The organism is Holdemanella sp. (genome assembly GCF_056804935.1).
The window spans coordinates 1-4,194 of record NZ_DBMEXE010000144.1; the positions used below are offsets into that span (position 1 = coordinate 1).

The 4,194-nt window shown below is 34.9% G+C and carries 5 protein-coding genes; 1 reads left to right on the plus strand and 4 read right to left on the minus strand.

Features of this window, described 5'->3' with window-relative positions; genetic code table 11:
• Positions 1 to 141: 141 nt before the first annotated feature.
• Positions 142 to 990, minus strand: coding sequence for an NAD(+) diphosphatase (gene nudC / locus ACZQCL_RS06990; protein ID WP_418584107.1), 849 nt, complete (start codon positions 988 to 990; stop codon positions 142 to 144).
• A gap of 178 nt (positions 991 to 1,168) precedes the next feature.
• Between nudC and ACZQCL_RS06995 the strand changes: the two genes are divergently transcribed.
• On the plus strand, positions 1,169 to 1,900 hold the full coding sequence (locus ACZQCL_RS06995) for a TMEM164 family acyltransferase (RefSeq protein WP_482482434.1): 732 nt from the start codon (positions 1,169 to 1,171) through the stop codon (positions 1,898 to 1,900).
• Between the two features lie 126 nt (positions 1,901 to 2,026).
• Here ACZQCL_RS06995 and ACZQCL_RS07000 read toward each other — a convergent pair whose 3' ends face one another.
• The 3 genes from ACZQCL_RS07000 to ACZQCL_RS07010 form a co-directional block, all read right to left on the minus strand.
• Entirely contained in the window at positions 2,027 to 2,659 is a 633-nt protein-coding gene (locus tag ACZQCL_RS07000) for an RpiB/LacA/LacB family sugar-phosphate isomerase (RefSeq protein WP_227992779.1), read from the minus strand.
• Between the two features lie 18 nt (positions 2,660 to 2,677).
• A complete protein-coding gene (locus ACZQCL_RS07005) occupies positions 2,678 to 3,481 on the minus strand; it encodes a gluconate 5-dehydrogenase (protein ID WP_482482435.1) in 804 nt (267 codons plus the stop codon).
• A 20-nt stretch (positions 3,482 to 3,501) separates the two neighbouring features.
• On the minus strand, positions 3,502 to 4,194 hold a 693-nt coding region (locus ACZQCL_RS07010; protein ID WP_482482437.1), incomplete at its 5' end, for a PfkB family carbohydrate kinase.

Genomic DNA, 4,194 nt, shown 5'->3' on the forward strand with positions numbered 1-4,194 from the left:
CATCAACGATTAAAGTTAATCCTGTTTTAAAATCACCTGCAGAAATTGCCATAATTTTTCACTCCTATTTTCTATAAATATTTTTTACACGCTTTATTGTACCATATCCTCATCATTTTTAGAAGAATGAGTATGATACTTTCACTCTACTTTATTTTCCTTAAATAATTTCATCATTTCATTCGTTAAACTAAATTCACCTGGTTGAAGAATGATTTCATCTCTTTGAACCCAATCTGCATATTTCAATTCATTGGTATCCATAGATATTTCATCATTGCCCTTTACATCACAAAAAAAACCTAACAAAATATCATTGGCACTTCCCCAAGGCTGTGACTTATAGTAACGAATATTATTGACTTTGATTCCAGCCTCTTCCATAACTTCACGTTTTACCGTTTCTTCAACCGTTTCTCCAATTTCAGTAAACCCAGCAATCAACGCATTATACTTAAATCCTGTACGATATTTTGTCAACAATAACTTATCCCCATTGATTACACCCACAATGACAGCTGGCATAATTCTTGGATACACTGTGTTATGACATTCTGGACAAACCATAGCTCTTTCCTTTGTTGAATGTACCATCTTATGTCCACATCTTCCGCAGAATTTAGTATCTCGATACCAATCCGCCAAATGTTTTCCAGTGATTGCCGCAAATAAATTGTCTTTTGGGCCAATCCCTTCAATACGTAAACTTCTCTCTTCAACATAACCATATCCAGATGGAATCTGATCCTCTCCTAATTGCATATCACATAAGAAATATTTCATATTATCAATTGAAAACAAATAGCGATACTCTACATTTTCAACTTGTATGTCACTCACTTTAGGAAAAACAACTTCCTTATTTTCAAAACAATTTAAATGAATTAAGATCCTTCCATTCACAATACACAGCAATACATCCTCTTGAGTTGCCTGTACATTAGGATCAAATTCATTATGTAATTTATGTGGATAAATATCTTGTACCATTTTTTATACCCCCTTTTAAATATGGATTTATACGATTACAAGGAGTCGACATCCTTTTTATCATCTAGAAAAAAAGTATATCATGTAATTTAAGAATATTTTAGATAAGTTTAAGGATTTTGTCATTGTTTACTTGTGTTTTGAATGATATAATCTGTTGACTACAAGGAGAGGGCATATGTTTACTACAAAACACTTTATATGGATAGGAATTTGTATTCTATTCATTCTAATTATGAATCACTATGCGAAAAAAGAAGATTTCACGCTACAAAATGCTTGTTACTTCTTTATGTTTATATGTTTATTGAGTGAAACCACAAAAATGATGTCAGATATGATTCCAAGTACACATGGAGGAATGCACTTAAATCCGCAATCCCTTCCATTCCATATCTGCAGTATCTTATTGTTTATTGCGGCCTACATTACTTTTGGAAAGGATGGTCCACTAAAACAAAAAATGATCAACTTCTTTGCGGTTGTCGGTACTTGTGGAGGAATCGCGGCTATCTTGATTCCAACGTATGGCGTTGAATTTAATGTAGCCAATGTATATCAATGTTTCATGTATCATACAGCATTAACATGGTTTTCTCTATATTTGATTCGTTTCAAACATACAAACCTAGGTATGCAGGCATTTAAAGACAATCTAGTCGTATTATTTGCGTTATTAGTTTTCAATTTATATATGAATTCTATTTTGGCAGTCTATGATACAAACTTTATGTTTATTGTAAGACCACCATTAGAAGGACTTCCATTCCTTAACCTAAATCATGGATACTATATCTATTTATTTAGAGTCATCATGCTTGGAGTGATTGGACTTAGCCTATTCCATTTACCATTCATAGTAAAAGAAAGAAAAAGCTGTGAGACAGAAAGTGATTTTAACATCGCTTAATCCACAGCTTTTCTTATACAAAAAAGGCCTCCAGTTTATATTTAGGAGGCCTATATTATGAATCAATGACACGAATGAGTTCCCGTCAAACTCATTTGCTTAAAGGAGAGAATTTACTTTTAATTATTATAGTGATTTTAAATAGTTTGCGATTTCATCATCTTGGCAGTTTGGATAGAAATATTCTGCGAAGTGATCACCTGCAATCGTTTCTTTCAAGAAGTCTTGATCAATTTCTTTTAAGATTTCAATTAATGGACGGTGAGTCACAGTTTTAACTTGATCTAAGATCTTTTTATTACGTTGTTCTGGTTCACGACGTTCTTTAGGGTATCCACCACCAAATGTTTCTGAGAACAATTTTTCAAAAGTATAGTGAAGATTAATTTCTGCACCCCATCCAAATCCTTGTGCAAAAGGCATAGCGATACAGTTTCCATCATTTACTTGTCCAAACAAGTAAGCATCAACAGCATCTGTGATGTGTCCACACAATACATTAGGGAATGAATTACATGCTAGCATAGCTCCTTGTCCTGTTCCACATCCTGTTACAACAAAGTCAACAGCTTTCGTAGTTAATAAGATAGATGCTAATAAACCATTTTTTACATATGTTAATTGAACATCATCTTCTGCAGAATACATACCGTAGTTGAATACAGTGTGTCCTGCTTTTTGAGCTTCTTCATTTAATACTTCATAGATTTGTGCATTTTTTGCAGCTTGAGAGTTTTCGTTAATTAATGCGATTTTCATATATTGACCCTTCCTTTTCTATTCTGGTTGTTTTCCAATATAAGCTAAGATACCACCATCTACATACAATACGTGACCATTGACAAAGTTACTTGCATCACTTGCCAAGAATACAGCTGGACCCATTAAATCTTGTGGTTCTCCCCAACGAGCAGCTGGAGTTTTACTTACGATAAATTGATCAAATGGATGTCTTGAACCATCTGGTTGTTTTTCACGTAATGGAGCTGTTTGAGGTGTTGCGATATAACCTGGACCAATACCATTACATTGGATATTGTGTTCTCCATATTCACTACAAATGTTACGAGTTAACATTTTTAATCCACCTTTAGCTGCTGCATAAGCACTCACTGTTTCACGACCAAGTTCAGACATCATTGAACAAATATTGATAATCTTTCCGTGCCCTTTTTTGATCATTCCAGGAATGACAGCTTTACTTACGATAAATGGTCCGTTTAAATCAATGTCGATGACTTGGCGGAAATCTTTTGCGCTCATTTCCAACATAGGAATACGTTTAATAATTCCTGCGTTGTTAACTAAAATATCAATAGTTCCTACTTCTTCTTCTACTTTTGCCACAAACGCATTGACTGCATCTTCATCTGTAACATCACAAACATATCCATGAGCTTCGATGCCCGCTTCTTGATAAGCAGCTAACCCTTTATCTACTAATTCTTGTTTAATATCATTAAATACAATTGTAGCTCCTGCTTTTGCGTAAGCTGTCGCAATCGCAAAGCCAATACCATAACTTGCCCCAGTAATTAAGGCAACTTTTCCCTCTAATGAGAAATCTTTCATTTCAAACATATTCTTACTCTTCTTTCTATTTATCTTTGAACGCGGCCTGAACCATCTCCACCAGCTAATTTCAACACTTCATCCATGCTTACCATGTTGAAATCACCTTCGACAGAGTGTTTTAAACAACTTGCGGCTACCGCAAATTCAATGGTTGATTGTGCATCATAGCCTTCTAGACTTGCCGCAATCAATCCAGCTCCAAAGCTGTCTCCACCACCTACACGATCTACGATCTGCATGTTGTATCTCTTTGAGAAATAGTAATCTTTTCCATCATACAACATAGCTGACCAGTTGTTGATATTGGCATTGATTGACTCTCTTAATGTGATGGCTACTTTTTCAAATCCAAAGCGACGTGTCAATTCACTAGCTACTTCCTTATATCCTTCGCGATTGACTTCACCACTTGTTACATCCGTATTACTAGCTTTGATTCCAAATACATCGGCTGCATCTTCTTCATTGGCGATACATACATCGACATATTCGCAAATCTTAGCCATGACTTCACCAGCTTTTTCTTTTGACCATAACTTGTTACGATAGTTCAAGTCACATGAGATCTTAACTCCATGTTCCTTAGCTTTCTTACAAGCTTCTATTGTAAGTTCTGCTACATTGTCACATAGTGCTGGTGTGATACCAGTAATGTGAAACCAAGCACAGTCTTTAAAGATTTCATCCCAGTTAAAATCCGCACTTGTAGCTGTATAAAT